The following is a 24,718-nucleotide window of genomic DNA, read 5'->3' on the forward strand; positions in this document are numbered from 1 at the left end:
AAGGGAGGCAAAAAAAGATGAGTGAATTATTATTTAAGCATTTTGAGCTTACAAGAGGAAGATTTGTTAACTTTGTGGGGGATCTAGAAGAAGGAACCGCCGGTATTCAGCCAAATGGATTTAATAATACGATCCATTGGCATGTGGGTCATGTCCTCACAGTTGCTGAGCAATTTATGTTTGGCTTTCCGAAAAAATCAACTCAGCTGCCAGTCAACTATATGCAGTTTTTTGCCACAGGAACGAGTCCAGCTGCCTGGGAAGGGGATGTTCCCTCCGTTCAGGAATTAATCATTCAGTTGCAAGACCAATTAGCACGAATCAAAGAAATTCCAGTGGAGAGCTTTAACCAAAGGTTAAAAACCCCATTCCTAGGTCAAGAAACCTTTGGTGAATTAGCCAATTTTGCGCTTTTCCATGAGGGGATTCATTTAGGACAAATGCAGGCAATGAAGCGAATTATTAAAGCGAACGTAAAGTAGTTTGAAAAAATATGAGTGTGAAAGCATGGGGTCCCAGTAAGGGCTCTATGCTTTTTTATCTTCATAGGCTAATTTTCTTCATTAATCCGACTAATTAGGAAAAGACTATGTAATGATACTTTCGTATTCTTAAAGGAAATTCGAATATCCGTCAAAAATAAAACACTTCATATCAAAAGGGCGTTGTGTTAAAATCAATCGGTAATTCTACTTCAAATGTGGTGGGTGAATCAATTGCTCTCTTCTTTTAAGAGATTCTTAATCGGCCGGCCGTTAAAATCAACGGAACTAGGCGAACAAAAATTAAATATCCTGAAGGCTTTAGCCATTCTTTCCTCCGATGCCTTGTCATCTGTGGCCTACGGGACTGAACAAATTCTGATAGTTTTAGCAACGGTAAGCGTGATCGCCTATTGGTATTCGGTTCCGATTGCAGTTGGAGTATTATTTCTTTTAGCTGCGCTAATCCTTTCCTACCGACAAATTATTTATTCCTATCCCCATGGCGGCGGGGCCTATATTGTTTCGAAAGAAAATATCGGTGAGAAAGCGGGACTAATCGCTGGGGGATCACTTTTAGTTGATTACATATTGACAGTAGCGGTAAGTGTATCTGCTGGTACAGATGCGATAACGTCTGCCTTCCCAGCTTTACATGCGCATACTGTCGGCATTGCTTGTGTCCTTGTTATATTTATTACGATTCTCAATCTGCGTGGAATAACGGAATCGGCGTCGATTTTAGCTTATCCCGTCTATTTATTTGTTATAGCGCTATTTATTTTAATAGGTGTGGGTCTGTTTAAAATTATGACAGGCGATGTGTCACCAACTGTTAAACATGCAGCGATTGGGACGCCTGTTCAAGGTATTACACTGTTCTTATTGCTTCGCGCTTTTGCATCAGGATGCTCGGCGTTAACAGGCGTGGAAGCCATTTCGAATGCGATTCCAAGTTTTAAGGACCCAGCACCAAAGAATGCGGCCAAAACATTAATTTTAATGGGAACATTGCTCGCCTTGTTATTTACGGGGATTACTTTCCTAGCTTATTATTACGGAATATCACCAAAGCATGACGAAACGGTCGTCTCACAAATTGCCAAAGAGACTTTTGGCCGTAATTACCTTTATTTCTTTGTCCAAGGGACAACCGCACTTATATTAGTTCTGGCGGCTAATACTGGTTACTCCGCGTTCCCGTTATTAGCATATGCGCTTGCCAAGGATAAATATATGCCAAGGATGTTTACCATTAGGGGAGACAGACTGGGGTATTCTAACGGGATTGTTTCCTTAGGAGTAGCCTCTATCTTGCTGATTATTTTTTCCAGAGGTCAAACAGAGCACTTAATCCCTCTTTATGCGGTGGGCGTATTTATCCCGTTCACCTTGTCGCAAACAGGGATGATCATAAAGTGGTTAAGGGAAAAACCGGCAGGATGGGTAGCGAAACTAGCTGCTAATCTAGTCGGTGCACTCATCACCTTGGCTGTATTAATTATTTTCTTTTTAACTAAATTTAGCCAAGTATGGTTTGTGATCATCTTTTTACCAATCATCGTGTTTTCCTTCAAACGGATCAATCATCATTATGAAGCAGTTGGCGAACAATTAAGAATCCATCCAGATGATCCTGCGCCGCCGATTGAGGGAAATGTTATTATTGTCCCCGTGGCTGGGATTACTAAGGTTGTTGAAAATTCAATCAATTATGCCAAATCCTTAACGGATCAAATCTTTGCGGTGTATGTATCGTTTGATCGTGAGGATGAAAAGCGTTTCGAAGAAAAATGGCAGCAATGGCAGCCCGATGTAAGGCTGGTTACCTTACAATCACATTACCGAAGTGTAATGATTCCTTTATCGAAATTTATCGATACGGTTGAACATAAGGCAAGCGAAAACAATTATCGGGTTACCGTATTGATTCCGCAATTTATAACAAAGAAAAACTGGCATAATATTTTGCACAACCAATCAAGTTTATTGATTCGTACCTATCTTATTTTTAAAAAGAGGGTTATTGTGTCAACACTGCCATTTCATTTTAAAAAATAGCACATTATATTTTGCGTGTTGATTTCCGCTCCAGGCGCTTAGCTTGGGTCCAAAGGAAATTTTGAGCAAAGCAAAACCACCGGGATTAATCGGTGGTTTTCTTTGTTTTTTTGACTAAAAAATAAATGGCTCCTAGAACAACTGCTCCGATAATGGCGGGCATTACGTAGGGTTGTGCATACTCCTTAATATGTGACCAATTACTGCCTAAGACTTTACCTAGGTAGAGGAACAAAATTGTCCACGGAATAATGGCTGCAACCGTGTAAAGCGTAAATTTGGCTGCTGACATTTTGGCAATACCTGCTGGGATGGAAATTGCATGCCTGACAACAGGAATGAAGCGTGCTGAAAAAATAACTCCGGCTCCATATTTTTCAAACCATTGTTCAGCAATATCGATATGGTGCTTTTTAATAAGCACATATTTTCCGTACTTTTCTAAAAAAGGTCTGCCGCCGTAATAACCGGCCCAATATAAAAATAACTGTGCAAATGTTCCGCCTATAGTCCCGGCAATGACGGATCCGATAAAATTAAGATGTCCCTGCGAAATCATATAACCACCATAGCCTAAAACAATTTCACTCGGGATAATCTCTATCATTAATCCTAAGGCGATGCCAAAATAGCCTAATTGTGATAAAGACTCCAATATTGAATTAATAAATTCTGTCATAGTTCACCTTCACTTAACTATATGTTTATATCTCCTTTCCTAGTGTAAACCAGATTGTCTATTTAAGAAATAAATATGGCCCTTTTCTTTGGGACATTCCTAAAAAATCAAAAAACAATTCACTGATTTTTTTCCTACATAAGATATTTTAAAAACATGGTAGCAATCCCAAAGTAGGTAAGCAGTGAAAAAATATCATTTAAGGTAGTAATTAGAGGTCCTGAGGCAACAGCAGGGTCAATCTTTAAACGAAATAGAATAAGTGGAATAATCGTCCCTGCAAGTGTTCCGATGATTAGCGTGAAAAATAGGGAGCTGCCGACAACTGCGCCTAAAATGAAACTTCCCTGCCAAATATATGCAATCACCGCAATCAGAATAGAGCAAGTTATACCAATAGTAATCCCAACACCCAACTCCCTAGCAATTAATCGTGCAATCACACCTTTATCAATATCGTACGAAATCAATCCTCTAACCACGACTGCCAGCGACTGGGTCCCTGTGTTTCCAGTCATGCCGGCAATCATCGGCATAAAAAAGGCCAGTGCGACTACTTGCTGCAGTGTATCTTCGAAACTGCTGATAATTCTTCCTGAAACCACACCGATAAATAAAAGTAAGATTAGCCATGGGAGCCTTCTTGCGGCTGCAACTAAAGTTTTTGTTTCAAAGTCAATTGATTTCCCTGTTGCTGATAATTTTTCAATATCTTCATTGGCTTCCTTTATCACGACGTCAATGATGTCATCAACAGTGACAATCCCGACGAGGACATTATTCTCATCGACGACGGGGATGGCTATGAAATCATAGCGCTCCACGATTCGTGCTACAACCTCTTGGTCTGTCGTGACTGTAACGGAAATGATCCGTTCATACATAATGGTTCTTATTTTTTCATCTAGCTCTGCTAAGAGTAAATCACGATAAGAAACGACGCCAACCAATTTCCGGTCTTCATCAATAACGTATAGATAGTTAATAGATTCGGCAAATTCAGCAAACACCTTAAACTTATCAACCGCTTCTCTTACCGTAAAAGAGCTGCGAATCCAAACAAAACGATTCGTCATGATTCTGCCGGCGGTTTCAGGGGGATATTTCATAATATCTTGGACAGCATTAGACTCCTCTGTCTTCATTCCTGAAAGAAGGGAATCTTTTTTCTCTGGAGATAATTCATGCAGTAATGACGCTAGGTCATCATTATCCATTAAATCAAGAACCTTACTAGACTTTTCAATTCCTAAAATATTTAATAAGCCAAGCTGCTCTTCCTTTTCAAGCTCTTCCATTAAGTCAGCGAGAACGTCAAATTTTAAAAATAGGAGAAATCGCCCTTTATGCTTTTCAGGTAAATCTTCATAAATCTTGGCGACATCATAGGGCTGGAGTTCATCAAGTATATTTTCAAATTCTGTTTTTCTATTTTCCTTTAATGTTTTTATGATATAAAGACTTAATTCATCTTGAGTCATATCCTTAATCATGGATGAAACCAGCTCCTTATCTTTCTAATGCATAGAATCTAATTTCCTAAAGAAATATAGATGAAAAAGGAAAGTTAACAAATAATAATCCAATAATCATAATTCTAGTATGTGTCAATCAAACTTATTATTTGTAAAAGAATTGAAATAAGCTATTTGGACTATTATTTGATAAAATAAGGAAGTATTGACTAAATCATTTTATGTGTTGAACGGAGGAGTTTTGCTTTGAAAAAGCATCATCAAGACATACAGGATCTCATCTATGTCCATTTAAACCAAACAGACCAGTATGTAATGTCTTCCGGTATCGAATTTGCTGAATTCGCTGCTGCTTTTTCAGGTTCATTAAATCCCTTGCTATTACTTGCGCACCGCTTTGATGATGCTGATTTTAATATGCATACCCAACTTGAATATTGTCCTGATGAAAGAATTAACAAATTGGCAGGGGAAGATGTCTATAGTTACGGGAATTTCTGTTGGATTGACTTTATTGAGGAAGATGTGTTGAATGAACTGACAGGTCAGGAAATCGCTGAACTATTATACTTAGGTCATCTAAAGCACCATCTGAAATTGCCCTTTTATAATAAATTAGGTAACCGTTTTGTTTATTTAGCTCAAGATGATGGCTGGTTTAACAAAACCTATTACCGAAGCTTCAAGGATTTCTTCCATGTTCTAAGTGAAGTGGTAGCAGGAAAACTAGGGGATCTTAAAATCGAAAAATCAATTCTTGGCTTTCGAAAGAAAAAGACCTATCCCCAAGTAAATAAAGAAATCCTTCTGTCCCTAACACCGTTCATTAAGGAAGGGATTTGTATTTCATTACGAGATGCCGACCATCAACGGACGCGAATTGAAATTCCCATCTGGGTGATTGGCGATTTTGCCAATATGGATGATATGGTGGAGGAATATGAGCAAGTTTCATCGAAACCGTGTCATGCAAAAATCATTTTTGATAAAAAAACAAAAGAATGGAAGTTAAACGTTGTCTAAATTTTAGGCTTTAAAAATAAGTCCCACTCCATTTGGGTGGGACTGTTTGTTATGAGAACCACAAGCTGAATAATCCTTCGTTCACGCCTAAGTTATACATATAATAAATTCCGAATAATATGCTGACAATGCCTGCGAAGTTATTCAAATATCTATTCACTTGCTTCCCGGATGTTAACACAAATGGAATTCCGATAACCGTTGAAAAGGTAAGCATTCCAACAATCGTACCACAACCAAAGATAAGGATGTATAATGCACCTTGCCATGCAGTCGAAACGGTACTCATTGTTAATAAAACCATTGCTGCACTGCCTGCAAGTCCATGAATGAGACCGATGAAAAAGGATTTAAGATGGGTACGGCCTTTTGTATCTTTGTCTGGGGTATGATGGGAATGAGGATGACGATGTTTCATAAAAGATAAAAGACTATTTAGGCCGAGACTAACGAGCATGATCCCTACAATAAATTCAAGGCTCAATGCGACCGTATCTGTAATAGTATTTTTGGCGACAATCAATATCATTCCGAAAAGGAAAAGTGTGGCAGTGTGCCCAATTCCCCAATAGACACCAGCAGAGATGGAGCGCTTTATATTTTTTGATTCGCTCACGATAGTGGACACTGCAATAACATGGTCAGGCTCGATCGCATGCTTAATTCCTAGCAAAAAGCCTAATAATAATATCGATAAAAGTGTTCCCGTCATTAACTCGCCTCCAAAAAAGTTTCAACACAATTATACAGGATAAATAAAATAAGTATAGAAAATAGCCAAATAAGCCAGCACGAGTTTTTAAGCAAGCTGTAGCAATCATAAAATATTCTGGTAGGAAAAAACTTAAAAAACTTAGAGGACTACATTTCCTTTCTTTTTAAAATAAGTGTTAAAATATAACCGTGAATGAGAAAATGGAGGTTTCGTATGAAAACAAAATTAGGTTTATTATATGGAGGAAAATCAGCTGAACATCAAGTTTCCCTGCAAACAGCCTTAGCTGTCATTCGGGCGTTAGATCTAGAGAAATTTGATATTCATCCTATTTACATAAATACCGAAGGAAACTGGATTAAAGGGCCGCAATTAAGTGAACCGGTAGAAAACGTAAAGGCGCTAGAATTTTCAGAGGGGAATCAATTATCGCCTTTATCATTAGCCCCTGCGCTTTTTCAAGCTGAAAAGCAGGAAACACTGGATGTGATTTTCCCGTTGTTACATGGACCGAATGGGGAAGACGGAACCGTCCAAGGCTTATTGGAACTGCTAAATCTTCCATACGTTGGCAATGGAGTTCTTGCTTCAGCTGCTGGTATGGATAAAGTTATGATGAAAAATGTGTTTGCGCAGGCAGGTCTTGCCCAAGTGAACTATGTAGCCTTTATTAAAAGTGAATGGGAAAGAGCTAAAGCAGAGGCATACAGCAAGGTCGAAGCGGAACTTGGCTACCCTTGCTTTGTGAAGCCAGCGAACCTTGGCTCAAGTGTTGGTATTAGCAAATGTACCAATCGTGCGGAATTAGAAGCAGCGTTTGCTGAAGCCTTTCAATTTGACCGCAAAGTCATCATTGAAGAAGGTGTTGTTGCCCGTGAAATCGAGGTTGCAGTTCTTGGAAATGATGAACCTGAATGTTCAGTTGCTGGTGAAATTGTTCCGAAGAAGGATTTCTATGATTATAAAGCAAAATATGAAAGCGGAGATACAGCGCTAATCATTCCTGCTGACATCACAAACGAAGAATACGCACAACTTAAAGATATGGCGATTAAGGCCTTTAAATCTTTGGATTGTTCAGGTCTAGTTCGTGCGGATTTCTTTTTGACTAAAGATGGGAAAGCATTGATAAATGAAGTGAATACGATGCCTGGCTTCACGCCGTTTAGTATGTTCCCGCTCCTATGGAAGCACACTGGAGTAGAATATCCGCAATTGATTGAGCGACTTGTTAGTCTCGCCAAAGAAAGACATGCAGAGAAACAACAGATTAAGTTTACTTTCTAAATTAGAGACACGGCGGTAGTTGCCGTGTCCATTTGTATTTAGAAAAGCGGAAGCGCCATGCTCAGGGGCGACAGGCATAAGACGAGCCGGCGTGAAGGTTGCTTTTTAACCTTCAGGACGGATTGGTTTATAACCCCGAGACCCTAGGCGCTGGAGCTAGACAATTAGATAAGCGGAAACACAAAGAAAAGAAGGAGGATACCCATGATAAAACGATCGTTAAAACAGGTTGCTGAGATGATTCCTGCTCAGAATGTTATGATTACGTTTGCTGAAACGATAATCACGGGTGTATGTATAGATTCCCGTAAAATTGAAAAAGGAAACTTATTTATACCTTTTAAAGGAGAACATTCGGACGGACATAAATACGTAGAAGAGTCGATCCGAAAGGGAGCAGCGGCTGCCCTTTGGCAAAAGGATGTGCCAAACCCTCCGTTACACTTACCGATATTGATCGTAGAAAATTGCCTTGTTGCCCTACAGGAATTAGCAAGAAGCTACCGGAAACAATTAGCGGTAAAAGTAGTCGGCATTACAGGAAGCAACGGGAAAACAACGACTAAGGATATGACAACAGGTATTCTATCTACACAATACAAGGTTCAAAAGACAGAAGGCAATTATAATAATCATATCGGTCTTCCGTTAACAGTTTTAGGATTAGACGAGGACACTGAAATTGCTGTTCTGGAAATGGGCATGAGCGGCAGGGGAGAAATTGAGTTCCTAACAAATCTTGCCTGTCCAGATGCTGTGGTAATCACCAATATTGGGGAATCGCATCTTCTTGACCTTGGTTCCAGAGAAGGAATTGCAGAAGCAAAGCTTGAAATCCTCCAAGGATTAAAAGACGGTGGACTAGCCGTTCTTCATGGTGATGAACCGCTCCTTATGGAAAGAATTCAACGGCATAAAGGAAATATCCAAGTTGAGACTTTTGGGAGAAACGACACAAATGATCTATACCCCACTGAAATTGCTCAGTTAGATAATGGGAATCGATTTAGAATCAACACGTCAGAGACTGTGTTTGAACTTCCAGTCCTCGGAACACATAATATTTTAAATGCACTTGCTTCAATGCTAATCGCAAATTATTTTTCGATTCCTTTTGAAAAAATGAATGAGGGACTAGCAAGTATTCAGCTGACCAATATGCGGATGGAGTTAGTAGAAGGGAAGCAGGGAGAAAAAATAATTAACGATGCGTACAATGCCAGCCCTACGTCAATGATGGCTGCAATTGAATTAGTATCGAATCTTCAAGGCTATTCACGGAAAATCCTTGTCCTAGGGGATATGTTAGAGCTTGGCCCACAAGAAGAACAATATCATCAGCAAATAGGAGAAGCCTTAAATGATGAAAAAGTTGATCTCCTGTTCACCTATGGAACGCTAGGACAACATATTGCAAACAAGGCCAAAACGATTTTAGGGCCAGAAAGAGTTTTTGCCTTTACGGAAAAAGAAGCGCTCATTCAAGAATTAAGGCAACATGTAGATCATCAAACGTTAATTCTTGTAAAAGCGTCTAGAGGAATGAGGTTAGAAGAAATCGTGACCGCTTTACAAGTAAATTAAGGAAATTAAAACTGATGAGATCATGAATGATTTCAAGCTGAAAAAAGAAAAATAACAAAGAACCCCTTTGTGCGAGAATGTGCCCTTTCATTTTTGTATTAGACTTTTTGATGAGATATTAAGATTTGTTTGGCAATGTAACAAACTTGTCTTGATTGCAAAATACTAGCAACAGTGGTATGATGTTCATCAACGTGTCTAAAGAACGATGATTAAAGGGCATACTCCTTGAGGGAGGATGTTTTTTTTTGGTAAAATAAAGATGTTACCTATTTACGGCATTTTGATGCGTGTCAGCTCAAGCGCCATGGGGACCTGAGTCGTTTCGGTCCTGCCTAAGATGAAGAATAACTATCCACTTCCATCCTTGTGGATGAAATAAAAACCTATTTCATCCTAGATGATATATATCCTATTTCATCAAGAATTCATTCTTGATGAATCCAAAACGGACTTCACCTTAAGGCCCTCCAGCGCTTTTCGCCTCAATCCGAGCAGGCGCTACCGCTTTTCTGAGTATCAGGCGAAAATATTCAGCTCTCAAAAATATTTTCACATAGATGAAGGAGAATGAAAACATTGACAAAGTTTGAAGAATTAGGCCTAAGTCAGGCTACGTTACAAGCTGTCCTTAAAATGGGTTTTGAGGAAGCAACACCAATTCAGTCGGAAACTATTCCGTTGGGGCTAAAAGGAATTGATTTGATCGGGCAAGCTCAAACAGGAACAGGAAAAACAGCTGCATTTGGAATTCCATTGGTTGAAAAAATTGATACTAGAGCAGATGCGATTCAAGGGATTATTATTGCGCCGACTCGTGAACTTGCGATTCAAGTATCTGAAGAACTTTATAAACTTGGTTCGGGCAAACGGGTGCGTGTACTGCCAATTTATGGCGGGCAAGATATCAGCCGCCAAATCCGCTCATTAAAGAAAGCACCACATATCATTGTTGGTACTCCAGGTCGTGTATTGGATCATATCAACAGAAAAACAATGCGTCTTGATACTGTTAACACAGTCATCCTTGATGAAGCGGATGAAATGTTAAACATGGGATTCATTGAAGACATTGAATCCATCCTTGCTGCAACACCAGAAGAACGCCAAACTTTACTTTTCTCAGCAACCATGCCTGGGCCAATTCAAAGAATGGCTGAAAAGTTCATGAAGGAACCGCAAATTGTTCGTGTGAAAACAAAAGAAATGACTGTACCTTCCATTGAACAATATTACCTTGAGGTTCAAGAAAGAAATAAATTTGATGTGTTAACAAGACTTTTAGATATCCAATCACCAGAACTTGCGATTGTGTTTGGCCGTACAAAGCGCCGTGTCGATGAATTATCAGAAGCTTTAACTTTAAGAGGTTATACGGCAGAAGGTATTCATGGAGATTTAAGTCAGGCAAAAAGGATTTCTGTCCTTCGTAAATTTAAAGAAGGCACCATTGATGTTCTTGTTGCTACAGACGTTGCTGCAAGGGGTCTGGATATTTCTGGAGTTACCCATGTATACAACTTTGACATTCCTCAAGATCCAGAAAGCTATGTTCACCGTATCGGTCGTACTGGCCGTGCTGGTAAAACAGGTGTGGCGATGACATTCATTACACCTCGTGAAAAATCATATCTTGCGGTTGTGGAAAAAACTACAAAACGCAAAATGGATAAAATGAAGGCTCCTACACTTGATGAGGCGTTAGAAGGCCAACAAAAAGCGGTAGTAGAAAAAATCGTTCAAACAATTGAATCAAACAATTTACATTATTATAAAGCAGCAGCCCAAGAATTGCTGGAAGAAAATGACGCATCAACTGTCATCGCAGCTGTATTAAAAATGTTAACGAAAGAACCAGATACAACACCAATTAAGTTAACAGAAGAACAGCTTCCACAAAGAAGAGAAAGAAAGCCGTATAACGACCGTGACCGTAGAAGAAGAGATGACTCTAGAGGTTCAGGTTCATATCGTGGTGATAACAACCGCAAAAAAGCACCTGCAAGACCACGCAGTGGTGAAAAAAGAACTGGCGGCGGCGGGAAGCCATCATCAAAGCCAAGAACATTTAACCATTAATCGAAAAGCGGAAGCGCCTTGCCCAGGGGCGACAGGCATAAGACGAGCCGACGAGAAGGTTGCTCTTTAACCTTCTTGGCGGATTGGCTGTAGACCTTCGAGCCCCTAGGCGCTGTAGCTAGACAGATATAAAAGCATGAACGATTTCGTTCATGCTTTTTTTATATGAACAAAAGGGAATAGTATAGTTAAACACAATTTCCTGGAGTGATGATGATGACGTTGGTACGACTCGGTTATGTGGCAATGAGTGTTGAACTTCAGAATGCCTCCCCCTCGCAAACGATGACATTTGCTCAATTTGAAAAAATAAAAGACCGGGACGCAGCGATTCGTAAATTAGAGAGAATTGCGATTTCGAACTTAGAAAATTGTCTGCGTCTTTTAAAACATAATGCAGGCAATCAAATTCATTTCTTTAGGTTCAGTTCGCGACTCATTCCGCTTGCCAATCATGAGGAATTACTGGATTGGGACTACATCAGCCCTTTAAAAGAAGCACTCAAGAAGCTAGCAAGTTATATAAAGGAACATCCGGCTCGGATTGATTTTCATCCGGACCATTTTGTTGTTCTTAATACGCCAGATAAGGATATCTTAAAAAATTCCTTGAAAACACTCGCCATGCATAAAGCTTTGTTAAAAGGAATGGAGATTGATCCTGAACATCGATGTGTACTTCATGTTGGTGGTGGATATAACGATAAGGAGAAAGCTCTCGAGTTATTTATTCACAATTGGGCCTATGTTTCTCCAGCTATCCAACAAATGATTATGCTCGAAAACGATGATACGACGTTTACGGTGAAAGACACCCTTTATCTTTGTGAAAAGTTAGGCATACCGATGGTGTTTGATTATCATCATCACCTCGCAAACCATGACGAAGAAGAGTGGATGGCGGATTGGGAGCGGATTGTTGCAACCTGGGCCCAGTCTCCGCTGCCAATTAAGATGCATATTTCCAGTCCACGCTCCGAAAAGGATTTCCGAGCACATGCGGACACAATTGACCCTCATATGTTTCTGAGGTTCTTACAGCAAATCAAAGGGACAGTTCCTGAGATTCACTGTATGATTGAAGCGAAGCAAAAAGATGCGGCGCTTTTCCAACTTGCAGAGGATTTGCAAGGAAAAGACGGACTTATGTGGATTGACCAATCGAGTTTTATAATCCAATAAAGGATGGGTAGAGAAGTTGGGCAAAGAAAAAGGGATCGCAGTGAAAGATCATTCGACTGCAAATCCCTGTTATTTTTGCGCTAGTAAACCAATTATGGCAATGATAATAATAGCAGCCCAGATGAGCACTTTCCAAGGGGATTGATAAGAAATACTTTTCTTCCTGTTGCTCGCCCAGTTCGCGGTACCCTTAATCGAATCTGAAAGCTCCTTTTTATTAAAATAGGGAATAGCTCCTAGTAAGAAGCCGCCAAGTAAACCAAATAGGTGGGCAGTAATATTAATGTTCGGTTGCAGGAAGGTCATAATCAAACTAACGACACAAAGGGTAAGGATAATTTGTGAATTCTGTTTGGAAAGCATATGTTTCCGGAACAGAATAATCGCAAGATAATAGCCAAACAGACCAAAAATTGCTCCACTTGAGCCCACATGTGTGTAAGTGAGCGGTTCAAGCAGCAATGTGGCAACATTTGCAATGATTCCTGAGAGAAGATAAATAAATAAAAATCGCCCGCTGCCAAGCATGCGCTCAAGTGCCGGTCCAAATAGTACAAGTGAAAAGCTATTAAAAAGCGTGTGAGAGAATCCGCTATGCATAAAGGTCGGTGTAATCAGCCGCCAATATTCCCCTTCCATAATGTAAAGATTTACTCCAGAAAGATTTTCAAAGAACCAATTGTTTGGGAAGATTGGTAAACTAGTTAACAGATATAATCCTAAATGAATGGTAACAATAATAGAAACAATTGGATAAAGGCGGATAAAATCTCGAAAGCTCTCCGTTCTCGTAAACATCACTTACACCTCCTGAGTCTCATTTTATTTATTGACGAATTTCCATTCTTGTACACTATTACTTATGCTAATCATATAACAAATAGAAGGAAGATGAAGAATGATTAAAGGGATTGGAATCGATATAATTGAACTTTCTAGGATTCAGAATATCCTTATGCGGCAAAAGAAGTTTGTTGACCGCGTGTTAACCCCGAAAGAACGGCGGAAATTCGAGGAGTTATCGGCTGTAAGGAAAGTAGAATTTTTAGCAGGACGATTTGCGGCAAAAGAAGCATTTTCAAAAGCAAATGGAACGGGTATTGGTGAGGAATTGTCATTTCAAGATATTGAAATTGACAATGACAGCTCAGGAAAACCATGTATTGCAAAGCCTGAAGTCCGGGCCCATTTATCCATTTCACATAGTAGAGATTATGCCATAGCACAAGTAACAATTGAAGAAGATTAGGGACATTAATTATTAAAAACGGCTGTGTTGGCACTCTGTTGACCTTCGTTCTAGGCACGAAGACTCCTGCGGGAGTACGGGGCAGGGAAGACCCCGCAGGAGCAAAGCGACGAGGAGGCTCCCCGGGACGCCCGCGGAAAGCGAAGTGCCTGGAACGGAAATCAACAGACTAGTTTAACGCAGCTTAAAAAATAAAATAGCTTGGCAACTTCCTTATCATAATCCCAAAGGTTGTCTCATATATTCATAGGGAAACAGGAGAGACAAGGTCAGCTATGGTCATTTTGGATAGCAAACTCCATTGCCTGACCCCTGCCTTTCTCTTCTCCATAATCATATGAAACGAGACAAGAAGGGGTTGAAGGAATGAGGAAAAAGTTGTTGCTGCTAGTTACAGGGCTAATGGTCATTTTTGTACTAGCTGCCTGTGGCTCTAAATCACAAGGTGATGTGGTCAAAGAGCTAACCGGGAAACTAGATGACTTAAGTGGCTATAAGGTGAATGCAAAAATGACGTTAAAAATGGGATCTGATTCACAAATTTATAATGTGGAAATTTGGCACAAGGATCCTACTTTTTATCGTGTAAATTTGAAAAACGCCCAAAAGGACCAAAGTCAGATGATTTTAAGGAATAACCAAGGGGTATTTGTTCTGACACCTGCACTAAATAAGAGCTTCCGCTTCCAAAGCGACTGGCCGCAAAACAGCAGCCAGGCCTACTTGTATGAATCATTGATTAAGGACATTGTTGCTGATAAAAGTGCAAAGTTCTCTACCACAAAACAATATTATGTATTTGAAACGAAAACTCGTTATCAAAACAATACAATGCTTCCATTCCAAGAGATTAAACTAAATAAAAGCGATTTATCGCCTGCGGTAGTAAAAGTCATGGACCCGGATCGAAATGCCCTTGTTACGGTAGAGTTTTCTAAAGTGAAATTTAATGCCAGCTTTGACAAGGACGACTTTGATATGAAGAAAAACATGACACGTGCGCAGCTTAATTTACCGGCCATGGCAGACGGCGGCGATGATGCCTTTACAGTTATGTATCCAACCATGGAGTTAAAAGGAACCAAATTAATTGAGGAAAAAGAAGTGGCACTTGAAGATGGAAAAAGGGTTGTTCTTACCTACGATGGTAAAAAATCTTTTACCCTTGTTCAAGAAAAAGTTACAGCAAAAACAGCATCCACCAACCCAACCTATGTTGAAGGAGATATTGTTGACTTAGGTATGACGATTGGAGCTGTTTCAGACCACTCAATCTCATGGTCGCATAATGGTGTGGATTACATGATTGCTTCGAAGAGCTTAACTAAAGAAGAGTTAATTGAGGTGGCTGCATCTGTCCAAGGTGAAGCTGTAAAATAAATTATTAGCTAAACAGGCTTATCTTGGGCCTGTTTTTTTGTTTGTTTGTAGAACGGAACAGTAGTATGATAATTTTGTGATAATAAGGAAAAATATTAATTAAAGCTATTAGGAAGTGGAAACATGGAAGAGCAAGGTTTTTTCTATCGTGATACATGGGCCGAAGTCGATTTAGATTGTATATCTGCGAATATTGCCTCCATTAAGAAGCAATTACCTCAAGAGGTGAGGGTGATTGCCGTTGTGAAAGCCAATGCATACGGGCATGGAGATGTTCAAGTCGCAAAAATAGCACTAGAAGCAGGGGCTGCCTATCTAGCTGTTGCATTTATGGATGAGGCGATCGCTCTAAGGAATAAAGGGGTTACAGCGCCTATCCTCGTTTTGGGGGCTTCTCGTCCTGAAGATATCCAAGTGGCAGCAAAATTTGCTATCACCCTTACTGTTTTTCAAAAGGAATGGCTAGAAGAGGCATTGAAATATGTAAAAGCGGATGATCGAATTTCCTTTCATATCAAAGTCGACACAGGTATGGGGAGAATTGGCGTGCGGAGTATACCGGAATTGATTGCCGTCGAACAAATGATTGCTGAACATAACCAATTTAATCTTGAAGGGGTTTTTACTCATTTTGCGACGGCGGATGAACTAGATGAAACCTATATGTACCAGCAACTGACTTTATTCGAAAGTATGGTTACTGCGCTCAAACAAAAACCAGAATATGTTCACTCTAGTAATAGTGCAGCAGCTTTGCGCTTTCCAAAGACTTATTTTAATGCAGTTCGGATTGGGATTGCGATGTATGGATTAACTCCTTCATTGGAGATGGAAGATAAAATTCCCTTCAAGCTAAGGGAGGCTTTTTCCCTTCGAACTAGACTTGTCCATGTCAAGAAAATGCCAAAGGGTGAAAAATTGAGTTACGGGGCAACCTATGAAACTGACAATGAAGAGTGGATTGGGACCATTCCGATTGGGTATGCGGACGGTTGGATCCGTAAGCTGCAAGGGCAAGAAGTACTTGTAAAAGGGACCAGGGCGCCGATTGTCGGTAGAATTTGTATGGATCAATGTATGGTGCGCCTGCCGTATGGTGTTCCAATTGGGACACCAGTCACATTAATGGGCGCTCAGGAAAACCAGTTTATTTCAATCAATGAAATTGCCAAAAAATTAGAAACCATTAATTATGAAGTCCCTTGTATCATTGCCAGTCGAGTTCCGCGTCTTTATAAAAAAGGAGGAAAAGTTGTCGATTTAAAAAATTATCTACTCGAAAATTAATGGCCTAAATGAAGTTTTTTCATCATATTTATGATATTGCGGTGATTTGTGCATAAAAGGGTCTTTTATTGGCTTATAATACAGTAGTATTATAATTAGTCTATGCAATAGGTTCGATTAATGTTATTATTAAATATGGTACAGATAATAAATGAAACTCACTGTGTGAAACAGGCCGAAAGGCGATTCATCATGTGCAGTGGCGTTTATGCATCAGAAGGAATTCTGGTTAGATAAAAATGGTGTGTAGTGATGGTGGAGGTGTATGTTTGTGTCTGAATCCGGCGCAACTACGGAAATCTTAGTGAAGTTACCGCAACATCTTTTAACTGAATTAGATGGTTTTGTGAAACAAGAGAATGTAAACCGCAGCGAGTTTATCTACCAGGCAACAAAAATGTATTTACGCGAACGTAAAAAGAGACAAATTCGCGAGTCGATGAGACGTGGATACATGGAAATGGCTAAGATAAATCTAGGGATTGCATCAGAAGCATTTTTAGCAGAATATGAGGCAGAACACACAGTTGAACGTCTTGTAAGCGGAGGATAATCCTTTGATAGTCAAACGTGGTGACGTTTATTTCGCGGACCTATCCCCAGTTGTTGGTTCTGAACAAGGCGGCGTCCGACCTGTACTTGTCATCCAAAACGACATCGGGAATCGGTTTAGTCCCACAGTGATTGTTGCAGCGATTACAGCTCAAATTCAAAAAGCCAAGCTTCCTACTCATGTAGAAATTGATGCGAAGCGCTACGGATTTGAACGAGATTCGGTCATTCTGTTAGAGCAAATTCGCACAATTGATAAGCAGCGGTTAACCGATAAAATCACCCATCTCGATGACGAAATGATGGAGAAAGTGGATGAAGCCTTGCAGGTAAGCCTGGGTCTCATCGAATTTTAATTTAAAGTACGCTCTTTCTAGAAAGAGCGTTTTTTCATACATATCCTGTTCTCATTCTCAAATTTGCTAAGGCAAGCCATTGTGCTTGCCTATTTTTTTTATAAAAGCTGTGTTAATGGTCAATGTTGATTTTTTAGCTATGTTGATTGGAGTGGAAGGAGCGAGACTCCTGCGGGAGCACGGGGCAGGGGTGACCCCGCAGGAGCGCAGCGGCGAGGAGGCTCCCCGGCACGCCCGCGGAAAGTGAAGCGCCTGGAGTGGAAATCAACAGCCAAGCCTAACGCAGCCTTGATATGATCGGGTGGATGGCCGTTTAATGAAACGGAAAGTTTATTCTGCTACAATAGAATAAAAGGAATGGAGGGCAAGTTTTGTGAATGAAACAATCGTAAAAGATGATCAATTGTTAAAGAAAATTGCTGCTGAGTTAGCAATATCTTTTAAACAAGTAAAAAGTGTTATTTCCTTATTAGATGAAGGCAATACAGTTCCTTTTATTGCTCGATATCGTAAAGAAATGACAGGAGCACTTGATGAAGTCCAAATTAGAAATATTTTAGAACGCTGGCAGTATGTCCAAAACCTTGAGCAAAGAAAAGAAGAGGTTATCCGCATAATTGCTGAGCAAGGGAAATTAACTGACGAACTGAGCGCTTCAATCACTAAGGCTGAAAAGCTTCAAGAGGTTGAAGATTTATACAGACCTTATAAACAAAAAAGAAGAACTAAAGCAACGATTGCGAAGGAAAAAGGGCTTGAACCACTAGCTGAATGGCTACTGACATTCTCAAAAGAATCGATTGAGGAAAAGGCAAAACAATTTTTGTCAGAGGAAAAAGAAGTTCTCTCGGCTGAGGATGCCATTTTAGGTGCGAAAGACATTATTGCTGAACGGGTTTCGGATGATGCCGAAAGCCGAAAATGGATTCGGAAGGAAACGTTTAAGTCCGGTGCAGTTGTATCAGTAGTAAAAGATGCAGAAAAAGACGAGAAAAACGTCTATGAAATGTACTATGAATATGAGGAACCAGTAAATAAAATTGTCCCACATCGAATTCTTGCCCTAAACCGCGGGGAAAAGGAAGACATTTTGCGAGTATCTTTAAAGATGAATTCCGATTTGATCCTTTCCTATTTGTCGAGAAAATGGATTCGGGCCCAGCACTCACCGGCGGCGCCTGTTGTGTTAGAGGCACTGGAGGATAGTTATAAACGATTGATTCAACCCTCGATTGAGCGCGAAATTCGGAGTGAATTAACGGAAAAAGGTGAAGAGCAAGCCATACATATATTCTCTGAAAATCTTCGGAACTTACTTTTGCAGCCGCCGCTAAAAGGTAAAGTGGTTATCGGGGTTGACCCAGCTTATCGGACAGGTTGTAAACTGGCAGTAGTGGATGAAACAGGCAAGGTTCTGAAAATTGATGTGATTTATCCGCATCCACCTGTTTCAAAAACGAAAGAAGCCCGCGAAAAGTTTATTAACATCCTTCGCGACTATAAAGTAGAGATGGCTGCGATTGGAAATGGGACAGCTTCAAGGGAAACAGAACAGTTTGTTGCGGATATCTTAAAGGAAATGGATGAGGAAATTTTCTACTTAATTGTCAATGAAGCCGGTGCGAGTGTATACTCAGCATCTGAACTTGCTAGAGAAGAGTTTCCGAATCTCCAGGTAGAAGAAAGAAGTGCGGCATCTATTGCCCGTCGTTTGCAGGACCCATTAGCAGAATTGGTGAAAATTGATCCGAAATCTGTTGGCGTCGGTCAATACCAGCATGATGTTTCTCAAAAACGATTATCAGAATCGTTACACTTCGTTGTCGAAACGGCAGTTAACCAAGTCGGTGTGAATGTAAATACAGCCTCTCCGTCACTTTTACAATATGTAGCAGGATTGAACAAGACAGCTGCAAATAATATTGTCAAAAAGCGTGAAGAGGAAGGGAAATTTACAAGCAGGGTTCAATTAAAGAAGGTTCCACGTCTAGGGGCGAAAACCTATGAGCAGGCGATTGGGTTCTTACGAGTGTTGGATGGCAAACAGCCGCTTGATCGCACAGGAATTCATCCGGAAAATTACGATGAAGTGAAGAAATTATTAGCAAGTCTCGGATTTACAACCGATGACCTTGGTTCGGAAGAGTTGAAAACAGCCCTAAATGGTTTAGATTTAACATCCGTATCTGAGGAACTTGCCATTGGGGAGCTAACGCTAAAGGATATTATTGATGCGTTGGTAAGACCGGAACGTGACCCTCGTGATGATTTACCTCGCCCTCTATTGAAAAAAGATGTTTTAAAGCTTGAGGACCTTAGCACTGGATTGGAACTGCAAGGTACCGTCCGGAATGTAGTCGACTTCGGTGCGTTTGTCGATATCGGTGTGAAACAGGATGGGCTCGTTCATATATCCAAACTCAGCAACCGATTTGTAAAGCATCCTTTAGACATTGTATCGGTAGGGGATGTTGTCACCGTATGGGTAGACTCGGTTGATATGAAAAAGGGCCGGGTAGCGTTAACGATGCTTGCGCCATCGAAATAGTAGAGAGTACCAGGTTCATTACTATATAAAACAGAATTTCCATGACTGATTGAAGACCATTTCGTCTAGCGATTTGGTCTTCGTTTTTAGTAGAGGTGAATCCAGCACTGTGGTTGCTTGAATTTAAGGCATTGTTATATTCATTGTTGATTTTCGTGTAGGTATGAGAATTCATAGGCGGAGAAATTCCGGCTAATGTATACAGTGGAAACTTAAGAGGCAGATATAAGCGGAGATATTCCGATTAACTGCCCTAAATAAGACAAAATCCAAAGGTTTGGATAATATAAACGGAAAAACTTCCTTTATTTTTAAGGAAATATGGGTATTTCCCAATTTAAACGGAATTTTTCCTTTTATTTTTCAAGCACAATGAAATCAACATTCAGACAAAAAAAGTGCAAAGCCCTAGGATGCTCTGCACTATAAATTCTTCTCCTTTTCTTAGGAGAAGTGTTTCTTTCTGTAAAAGAACCAGCACTGGTTCAACATCTTGATCTGATAGCGATCTTTCTCATAAAAAGCTCTTTTCATTTGGTTTTGCAACCAAGTTGGCATAATAAAACCTCCCGAAAAGTACTAAAGGTATATACACTATATGCTATAATAGGTTGTCATGTTCGCATAGAAAGAGAGGGATCCCAAAATGGAACAACAACAACTTCAATTATTAGTTGAAAAGATATCTGTTGAGTCTTTTGGGAAGCCGTTTTTACATCAAGCATCCTTTAATCCAAGACTAAGATCAACTGGCGGCAGATACCTTCTTGGAACACATAATATTGAGATCAATAGAAAGTATTACGACCAGCTTGGCGAACAAGAATTAATAGGGATCATTAAACATGAACTATGCCATTATCACCTTCACCTGGAAGGGAAGGGGTATCAGCACAAGGACCAAGATTTTAAGCATTTATTAAAAAAGGTTGGCGCACCACGATTTTGTGCACAACTGCCAGATATAAAAGTAAAACGAACCTCGAAAAGGATCCTTCTGTATCAATGTACGAAATGTCACCAATCATACAGAAGAAAAAGAAGCATAGATACTAGTAGATATGTGTGTGGAAAATGCAGAGGGAAATTGACGAAAATAAAAGAAATAACCTTAGGATAAGGGAAGAATTTGAAAAAAAACTTTCTTCAAAAACTATGTTGACTTTCTATCGTATCGTCATTATAATGTAAAGAGTCGATAAGGTAATGCCTTGTTGAAAGAGATTATTCCGCAGTAGCTCAGTGGTAGAGCTATCGGCTGTTAACCGATCGGTCGTAGGTTCGAGTCCTACCTGCGGAGCCATATGGGGAAGTACTCAAGAGGCTGAAGAGGCGCCCCTGCTAAGGGTGTAGGTCGGGTGACCGGCGCGAGGGTTCAAATCCCTCCTTCTCCGCCATATTTTTTAGGCCCCTTGGTCAAGCGGTTAAGACACCTCCCTTTCACGGAGGTAACACGGGTTCGAGTCCCGTAGGGGTCATTTGGGATGGGAAGTGACTTTGATTCATTTCCTGTTTCTTATTCTCAATTTAATTATTATTGGGCTATAGCCAAGCGGTAAGGCATCGCACTTTGACTGCGACATGCGTTGGTTCAAATCCAGCTAGCCCAGCCATTTTTTTAAATCAATAAATATCTATGCGGGTGTGGCGGAATTGGCAGACGCACCAGACTTAGGATCTGGCGCCGCAAGGCGTGGGGGTTCGACTCCCTTCACCCGCACCAATCATTTCACTTGAATTTAATTAATTAGTGTGATATGATTATTTTTGTCGCTAATTATCATGCGGTCGTGGCGGAATGGCAGACGCGCTAGGTTGAGGGCCTAGTGGGGGCAACCCCGTGGAGGTTCAAGTCCTCTCGGCCGCACCAAATTAATTGTTGACAGACAGTGCTGAGTGTGTTATAGTTTAAAAGTTGACTTTTTAAATTAATGCGCCCGTAGCTCAATTGGATAGAGCGTCTGACTACGGATCAGAAGGTTGTGGATTCGACTTCTTCCGGGCGCGCCATATAGACGGGAAGTAGCTCAGCTTGGTAGAGCACTTGGTTTGGGACCAAGGGGTCGCAGGTTCGAATCCTGTCTTCCCGACCATTTTAAATTAATATGCGGGTGTAGTTTACTGGTAAAACCTCAGCCTTCCAAGCTGATGTAGTGGGTTCGATTCCCATCACCCGCTCCAAAACTTCTAATAATTGTTCTTTGAAAACTAAACAAACAAAATCGTGCAAACAAACAATAACTTTTAGTTTCTTTAAAGAAGCTAAGCCAACGTAACAAATGAGCTAATCAACTTTCTTGGAGAGTTTGATCCTGGCTCAGGACGAACGCTGGCGGCGTGCCTAATACATGCAAGTCGAGCGAGACTCTTCGAAGTCTAGCGGCGGACGGGTGAGTAACACGTGGGCAACCTGCCTGTAAGACTGGGATAACACCGGGAAACCGGTGCTAATACCGGATAATCCTTTTCCTCTCATGAGGAAAAGCTGAAAGTCGGTTTCGGCTGACACTTACAGATGGGCCCGCGGCGCATTAGCTAGTTGGTGAGGTAACGGCTCACCAAGGCGACGATGCGTAGCCGACCTGAGAGGGTGATCGGCCACACTGGGACTGAGACACGGCCCAGACTCCTACGGGAGGCAGCAGTAGGGAATCTTCCACAATGGACGAAAGTCTGATGGAGCAACGCCGCGTGAGCGATGAAGGCCTTCGGGTCGTAAAGCTCTGTTGTTAGGGAAGAACAAGTACCGGAGTAACTGCCGGTACCTTGACGGTACCTAACCAGAAAGCCACGGCTAACTACGTGCCAGCAGCCGCGGTAATACGTAGGTGGCAAGCGTTGTCCGGAATTATTGGGCGTAAAGCGCGCGCAGGCGGTCCTTTAAGTCTGATGTGAAAGCCCACGGCTCAACCGTGGAGGGTCATTGGAAACTGGGGGACTTGAGTGCAGAAGAGGAAAGCGGAATTCCACGTGTAGCGGTGAAATGCGTAGAGATGTGGAGGAACACCAGTGGCGAAGGCGGCTTTCTGGTCTGTAACTGACGCTGAGGCGCGAAAGCGTGGGGAGCAAACAGGATTAGATACCCTGGTAGTCCACGCCGTAAACGATGAGTGCTAAGTGTTAGAGGGTTTCCGCCCTTTAGTGCTGCAGCTAACGCATTAAGCACTCCGCCTGGGGAGTACGGCCGCAAGGCTGAAACTCAAAGGAATTGACGGGGGCCCGCACAAGCGGTGGAGCATGTGGTTTAATTCGAAGCAACGCGAAGAACCTTACCAGGTCTTGACATCCTCTGACACTCCTAGAGATAGGACTTTCCCCTTCGGGGGACAGAGTGACAGGTGGTGCATGGTTGTCGTCAGCTCGTGTCGTGAGATGTTGGGTTAAGTCCCGCAACGAGCGCAACCCTTGATCTTAGTTGCCAGCATTTAGTTGGGCACTCTAAGGTGACTGCCGGTGACAAACCGGAGGAAGGTGGGGATGACGTCAAATCATCATGCCCCTTATGACCTGGGCTACACACGTGCTACAATGGATGGTACAAAGGGCTGCAAGACCGCGAGGTTTAGCCAATCCCATAAAACCATTCTCAGTTCGGATTGCAGGCTGCAACTCGCCTGCATGAAGCCGGAATCGCTAGTAATCGCGGATCAGCATGCCGCGGTGAATACGTTCCCGGGCCTTGTACACACCGCCCGTCACACCACGAGAGTTTGTAACACCCGAAGTCGGTGGGGTAACCGTAAGGAGCCAGCCGCCTAAGGTGGGACAGATGATTGGGGTGAAGTCGTAACAAGGTAGCCGTATCGGAAGGTGCGGCTGGATCACCTCCTTTCTAAGGATAAAGCTGGACCTGTGAGCCAGACAAAACAGTTTGTACACGATCTTTGTTTGTTTAGTTTTGAGGGAGCAATTCTCTCAAAGCTTTTTTTAATCGTTCTTTGAAAACTAGATAATCGTAATGAAGAAGCAAAGTAAACATCGAGTAATCGCCATTTTAGTTTTTCTCTCTTATTTAGTAAGAGTTATAAACCTTTTAGGTTAAGTTAGAAAGGGCGCACGGTGAATGCCTTGGCACTAGGAGCCGATGAAGGACGGGACTAACACCGATATGCTTCGGGGAGCTGTAAGTAAGCTTTGATCCGGAGATTTCCGAATGGGGAAACCCACTGTTCGTAATGGAACAGTATCTTTACCTGAATACATAGGGTATGGAAGGCATACCCGGGGAACTGAAACATCTAAGTACCCGGAGGAAGAGAAAGCAAACGCGATTCCCTGAGTAGCGGCGAGCGAAACGGGACATAGCCCAAACCAAGAGGCTTGCCTCTTGGGGTTGTAGGACACTCAACATGGAGTTACAAAGGAACGGGGTAGATGAAGCGACCTGGAAAGGTCCGTCAGAGAAGGTAAAAACCCTGTAGTCGAAACTTCGTTCCCTCCTGAGTGGATCCTGAGTACGGCCGGACACGTGAAATCCGGTCGGAAGCAGGGAGGACCATCTCCCAAGGCTAAATACTCCCTAGTGACCGATAGTGAACCAGTACCGTGAGGGAAAGGTGAAAAGCACCCCGGAAGGGGAGTGAAATAGTTCCTGAAACCGTGTGCCTACAAGTAGTCAGAGCCCGTTCATGGGTGATGGCGTGCCTTTTGTAGAATGAACCGGCGAGTTACGATCCCATGCAAGGTTAAGTTGAAGAGACGGAGCCGCAGCGAAAGCGAGTCTGAATAGGGCGTATGAGTATGTGGTCGTAGACCCGAAACCAGGTGATCTACCCATGT

The 24,718-nt window shown here is 41.5% G+C and carries 19 protein-coding genes, 9 tRNA genes and 2 rRNA genes (1 of these 30 running past the window's edge); 25 read left to right on the forward strand and 5 right to left on the reverse strand.

Annotation, left to right across the window (positions count from 1 at the left end; genetic code table 11):
• Positions 1-17: 17 nt before the first annotated feature.
• Both QNH17_RS01150 and QNH17_RS01155 read left to right on the forward strand, forming a co-directional pair.
• A complete protein-coding gene (locus tag QNH17_RS01150; protein ID WP_283877018.1) occupies positions 18-482 on the forward strand; it encodes a DinB family protein in 465 nt (154 codons plus the stop codon).
• 234 nt (positions 483-716) lie between these two features.
• Positions 717-2,543 (forward strand): APC family permease, encoded by a 1,827-nt coding sequence (locus QNH17_RS01155; protein WP_283877019.1) that lies wholly within the window; start codon positions 717-719, stop codon positions 2,541-2,543.
• Between the two features lie 85 nt (positions 2,544-2,628).
• Here QNH17_RS01155 and uptA read toward each other — a convergent pair whose 3' ends face one another.
• Both uptA and mgtE read right to left on the reverse strand, forming a co-directional pair.
• Positions 2,629-3,222 carry an undecaprenyl phosphate transporter UptA gene (uptA, locus tag QNH17_RS01160; RefSeq protein ID WP_283877020.1) on the reverse strand — a complete coding sequence of 198 codons (594 nt, stop codon included), beginning with the start codon at positions 3,220-3,222 and terminating at the stop codon, positions 2,629-2,631.
• Positions 3,223-3,356: 134 nt separating this feature from the next.
• The gene (gene mgtE, locus QNH17_RS01165; protein ID WP_283877021.1) at positions 3,357-4,715 is read right to left on the reverse strand and encodes a magnesium transporter; all 1,359 of its coding nucleotides are present in this window, start codon (positions 4,713-4,715) and stop codon (positions 3,357-3,359) included.
• A 228-nt stretch (positions 4,716-4,943) separates the two neighbouring features.
• Between mgtE and QNH17_RS01170 the strand changes: the two genes are divergently transcribed.
• Positions 4,944-5,720, forward strand: a complete 777-nt coding sequence (locus QNH17_RS01170; protein ID WP_026563202.1) for a hypothetical protein — start codon at positions 4,944-4,946, stop codon at positions 5,718-5,720.
• 49 nt (positions 5,721-5,769) lie between these two features.
• Here QNH17_RS01170 and QNH17_RS01175 read toward each other — a convergent pair whose 3' ends face one another.
• Entirely contained in the window at positions 5,770-6,432 is a 663-nt protein-coding gene (locus QNH17_RS01175; protein ID WP_283877022.1) for a sulfite exporter TauE/SafE family protein, read from the reverse strand.
• 216 nt (positions 6,433-6,648) lie between these two features.
• Here QNH17_RS01175 and QNH17_RS01180 point away from each other — a divergent pair, with 216 nt between their 5' ends.
• From QNH17_RS01180 to uvsE, 4 genes are all read left to right on the forward strand, one after another.
• Positions 6,649-7,722, forward strand: coding sequence for a D-alanine--D-alanine ligase (locus QNH17_RS01180; RefSeq protein ID WP_283877023.1), 1,074 nt, complete (start codon positions 6,649-6,651; stop codon positions 7,720-7,722).
• A gap of 204 nt (positions 7,723-7,926) precedes the next feature.
• On the forward strand, positions 7,927-9,306 hold the full coding sequence (locus tag QNH17_RS01185) for a UDP-N-acetylmuramoyl-tripeptide--D-alanyl-D-alanine ligase (protein ID WP_283877024.1): 1,380 nt from the start codon (positions 7,927-7,929) through the stop codon (positions 9,304-9,306).
• 579 nt (positions 9,307-9,885) lie between these two features.
• Positions 9,886-11,385: a degradosome RNA helicase CshA gene (gene cshA, locus QNH17_RS01190; RefSeq protein ID WP_283877026.1), complete on the forward strand. Its 1,500-nt coding sequence runs from the start codon at positions 9,886-9,888 to the stop codon at positions 11,383-11,385.
• 216 nt (positions 11,386-11,601) lie between these two features.
• Entirely contained in the window at positions 11,602-12,567 is a 966-nt protein-coding gene (uvsE, locus tag QNH17_RS01195; protein ID WP_283877027.1) for a UV DNA damage repair endonuclease UvsE, read from the forward strand.
• A 69-nt stretch (positions 12,568-12,636) separates the two neighbouring features.
• Here uvsE and QNH17_RS01200 read toward each other — a convergent pair whose 3' ends face one another.
• Positions 12,637-13,365 carry a rhomboid family intramembrane serine protease gene (locus QNH17_RS01200; protein ID WP_283877028.1) on the reverse strand — a complete coding sequence of 243 codons (729 nt, stop codon included), beginning with the start codon at positions 13,363-13,365 and terminating at the stop codon, positions 12,637-12,639.
• A 100-nt stretch (positions 13,366-13,465) separates the two neighbouring features.
• Here QNH17_RS01200 and acpS point away from each other — a divergent pair, with 100 nt between their 5' ends.
• From acpS to QNH17_RS01230, 6 genes are all read left to right on the forward strand, one after another.
• Entirely contained in the window at positions 13,466-13,816 is a 351-nt protein-coding gene (gene acpS / locus QNH17_RS01205; protein WP_283877029.1) for a holo-ACP synthase, read from the forward strand.
• A gap of 366 nt (positions 13,817-14,182) precedes the next feature.
• A complete protein-coding gene (locus QNH17_RS01210) occupies positions 14,183-15,196 on the forward strand; it encodes a LolA family protein (protein ID WP_283877030.1) in 1,014 nt (337 codons plus the stop codon).
• A gap of 123 nt (positions 15,197-15,319) precedes the next feature.
• Positions 15,320-16,483, forward strand: coding sequence for an alanine racemase (gene alr / locus QNH17_RS01215; RefSeq protein WP_283877032.1), 1,164 nt, complete (start codon positions 15,320-15,322; stop codon positions 16,481-16,483).
• A 271-nt stretch (positions 16,484-16,754) separates the two neighbouring features.
• Positions 16,755-17,036: a CopG family ribbon-helix-helix protein gene (locus tag QNH17_RS01220; protein ID WP_007083557.1), complete on the forward strand. Its 282-nt coding sequence runs from the start codon at positions 16,755-16,757 to the stop codon at positions 17,034-17,036.
• 4 nt (positions 17,037-17,040) lie between these two features.
• On the forward strand, positions 17,041-17,391 hold the full coding sequence (ndoA, locus tag QNH17_RS01225) for a type II toxin-antitoxin system endoribonuclease NdoA (RefSeq protein WP_007083556.1): 351 nt from the start codon (positions 17,041-17,043) through the stop codon (positions 17,389-17,391).
• Between the two features lie 373 nt (positions 17,392-17,764).
• Positions 17,765-19,939 (forward strand): Tex family protein, encoded by a 2,175-nt coding sequence (locus QNH17_RS01230; protein WP_283877034.1) that lies wholly within the window; start codon positions 17,765-17,767, stop codon positions 19,937-19,939.
• 444 nt (positions 19,940-20,383) lie between these two features.
• Here the strand turns inward: QNH17_RS01230 and cmpA are convergent, their stop codons facing one another.
• The gene (gene cmpA / locus QNH17_RS01235; RefSeq protein WP_088085061.1) at positions 20,384-20,497 is read right to left on the reverse strand and encodes a cortex morphogenetic protein CmpA; all 114 of its coding nucleotides are present in this window, start codon (positions 20,495-20,497) and stop codon (positions 20,384-20,386) included.
• An 88-nt stretch (positions 20,498-20,585) separates the two neighbouring features.
• Here cmpA and QNH17_RS01240 point away from each other — a divergent pair, with 88 nt between their 5' ends.
• The 12 genes from QNH17_RS01240 to QNH17_RS01295 form a co-directional block, all read left to right on the forward strand.
• Positions 20,586-21,059, forward strand: a complete 474-nt coding sequence (locus tag QNH17_RS01240) for a SprT family protein (RefSeq protein ID WP_283877035.1) — start codon at positions 20,586-20,588, stop codon at positions 21,057-21,059.
• Positions 21,060-21,167: 108 nt separating this feature from the next.
• Positions 21,168-21,242, forward strand: a tRNA-Asn gene (locus QNH17_RS01245).
• A gap of 3 nt (positions 21,243-21,245) precedes the next feature.
• Positions 21,246-21,336, forward strand: a tRNA-Ser gene (locus tag QNH17_RS01250).
• A 9-nt stretch (positions 21,337-21,345) separates the two neighbouring features.
• A tRNA-Glu gene (locus QNH17_RS01255) sits at positions 21,346-21,417 on the forward strand.
• Positions 21,418-21,477: 60 nt separating this feature from the next.
• Positions 21,478-21,552 (forward strand) — tRNA-Gln (locus tag QNH17_RS01260).
• A gap of 25 nt (positions 21,553-21,577) precedes the next feature.
• Positions 21,578-21,662, forward strand: a tRNA-Leu gene (locus tag QNH17_RS01265).
• A gap of 61 nt (positions 21,663-21,723) precedes the next feature.
• Positions 21,724-21,809 (forward strand) — tRNA-Leu (locus QNH17_RS01270).
• A gap of 63 nt (positions 21,810-21,872) precedes the next feature.
• Positions 21,873-21,949: transfer RNA gene (locus tag QNH17_RS01275), tRNA-Arg, on the forward strand.
• Between the two features lie 6 nt (positions 21,950-21,955).
• Positions 21,956-22,032: transfer RNA gene (locus QNH17_RS01280), tRNA-Pro, on the forward strand.
• Between the two features lie 14 nt (positions 22,033-22,046).
• Positions 22,047-22,120: transfer RNA gene (locus tag QNH17_RS01285), tRNA-Gly, on the forward strand.
• Positions 22,121-22,233: 113 nt separating this feature from the next.
• Positions 22,234-23,771: ribosomal RNA gene (locus QNH17_RS01290) — 16S ribosomal RNA — on the forward strand.
• Positions 23,772-23,975: 204 nt separating this feature from the next.
• Positions 23,976-24,718 (forward strand): 23S ribosomal RNA (locus QNH17_RS01295) (it continues 2,192 nt past the right edge of the window).
• Together the 16S and 23S rRNA genes with 9 tRNA genes alongside form the textbook arrangement of a ribosomal RNA operon.

Origin of the sequence: Neobacillus sp. SuZ13, assembly GCF_030123365.1 — a bacterium.
Taxonomy (GTDB): domain Bacteria; phylum Bacillota; class Bacilli; order Bacillales; family Cytobacillaceae; genus Neobacillus.

Coding starts and splice junctions, on each gene's coding strand:
- cmpA (WP_088085061.1), bottom strand. CDS start 20,497: ATGCCAACTTGGTTGCAAAACCAAATGAAAAGAGCTTTTTATGAGAAA.
- QNH17_RS01175 (WP_283877022.1), bottom strand. CDS start 6,432: ATGACGGGAACACTTTTATCGATATTATTATTAGGCTTTTTGCTAGGA.
- QNH17_RS01180 (WP_283877023.1), top strand. CDS start 6,649: ATGAAAACAAAATTAGGTTTATTATATGGAGGAAAATCAGCTGAACAT.
- uvsE (WP_283877027.1), top strand. CDS start 11,602: ATGACGTTGGTACGACTCGGTTATGTGGCAATGAGTGTTGAACTTCAG.
- QNH17_RS01240 (WP_283877035.1), top strand. CDS start 20,586: ATGGAACAACAACAACTTCAATTATTAGTTGAAAAGATATCTGTTGAG.
- uptA (WP_283877020.1), bottom strand. CDS start 3,222: ATGACAGAATTTATTAATTCAATATTGGAGTCTTTATCACAATTAGGC.
- mgtE (WP_283877021.1), bottom strand. CDS start 4,715: ATGATTAAGGATATGACTCAAGATGAATTAAGTCTTTATATCATAAAA.
- alr (WP_283877032.1), top strand. CDS start 15,320: ATGGAAGAGCAAGGTTTTTTCTATCGTGATACATGGGCCGAAGTCGAT.
- QNH17_RS01210 (WP_283877030.1), top strand. CDS start 14,183: ATGAGGAAAAAGTTGTTGCTGCTAGTTACAGGGCTAATGGTCATTTTT.
- acpS (WP_283877029.1), top strand. CDS start 13,466: ATGATTAAAGGGATTGGAATCGATATAATTGAACTTTCTAGGATTCAG.
- QNH17_RS01185 (WP_283877024.1), top strand. CDS start 7,927: ATGATAAAACGATCGTTAAAACAGGTTGCTGAGATGATTCCTGCTCAG.
- QNH17_RS01150 (WP_283877018.1), top strand. CDS start 18: ATGAGTGAATTATTATTTAAGCATTTTGAGCTTACAAGAGGAAGATTT.
- QNH17_RS01200 (WP_283877028.1), bottom strand. CDS start 13,365: ATGTTTACGAGAACGGAGAGCTTTCGAGATTTTATCCGCCTTTATCCA.